Below are 1,232 nucleotides of genomic sequence, written 5' to 3'. Positions count from 1 at the left end.
TATGGCAATCGCACTCAATCTAATCTGAATTTTTCATCATTTCACTAGCCTTAAACTGTTCATCTGCGAGTAAAACCTTTAACAAATATTGATTGTCCCACCCAGCTCTTTTTCTCTTTGCAGAGATACCTATTTTTCGAGATTGTTCTTGTTTTAAAAGGTTTAGAGCGATGCGTCTGATAGTCGCTAAATTTTCTGCGGCATGTCCGATACGGACACGATTTAAATCTTCTTTAAAACTGACATCTAAGGTCCAATGATTATTAATTTCGATATTCCAATGTTGCCTTTGAGCTCGGACAAAATCATTAATTTGTTCGTGGAGTAAGCTAGTTAGAAAATAGCGAGTAATATACTCGACTTCATGATTAACTGTTCGAGTAATCTCTACCATTCCGAGGCTTTTAAAACCAGGCCAACGGAGATTAAAGAGCAGTGGGTCACGTGCTGAAATAAGGGTATATCGGCGGGTTTCTATTCGTCCATGGTCATGTACTTTTTCTACTCTGACTCGATTTAACATGTTTTTATACTGCTTATTTTCTTTCCCTTTAGCGAATAGAGAAATGACATCTTGGTGTAAGGTTCCTTGATTGCTTTTTAGAGCTAAGACGTAATCAGCCCCTTGTTTAATGATTTGGTTTGCAATTTTCTTTTGGCATCCCATAGCGTCAATAGTTACAATGCTGCCACCAATATCAAGCATATTAAGCAATCTGGGGATAGCCTCAATTTCATTCGATTTTTCTGCTGTTTTAACTTGCCCCAATGTTAGGCGATTTTTTACAGCCCAAGCACTAACCATGTGCAACGGCTTAATTCCTTTTTTTCGATTATGAGACCCACGTAATGTTTTTCCATCTATCGCAATAATTTCATTCGTAACATCGATATGTAATGACCCTATCCATGCATTAAAACACTTTTCAAATTCCTCGGGATTCATTAATGAAAATACGCGGCCAAAGGTATCGTGAGAAGGAATTCCATTAGGTAGAGATAAAAATGTTTTTAACCACGCTTCTTTCGCCTCTGCAAATTCACATAATTCTACCCAAGTGTCCGCTCCACATATCGCCCCTAGAATAGTAATTACTAGAATATCTTCTAGTAAATGCCGTCTGTTGTGATTGTCTTTGCGTGGGTCATTTATTGAGTCAAAATGCTGAAGAAATGTAGATGACAAATTCATAAACGTATCCTTACTGCTGCCTTTTTATGCAGAAAGTATA

At 37.4% G+C, this 1,232-nt stretch carries 1 protein-coding gene; it reads right to left on the bottom strand.

The window, feature by feature from the left end:
• Positions 1–19 precede the first annotated feature (19 nt).
• Positions 20–1,192 (bottom strand): ISAs1 family transposase, encoded by a 1,173-nt coding sequence (locus ACN4Z1_RS15895; RefSeq protein ID WP_419388383.1) that lies wholly within the window; start codon positions 1,190–1,192, stop codon positions 20–22.
• Between the last annotated feature and the right edge of the window lie 40 nt (positions 1,193–1,232).

This window comes from Legionella sp. ST3F1 (assembly GCF_048553315.1).
GTDB lineage: Bacteria > Pseudomonadota > Gammaproteobacteria > Legionellales > Legionellaceae > Tatlockia > Tatlockia donaldsonii.
This window is presented reverse-complemented; position numbering and strand designations above follow the sequence as displayed.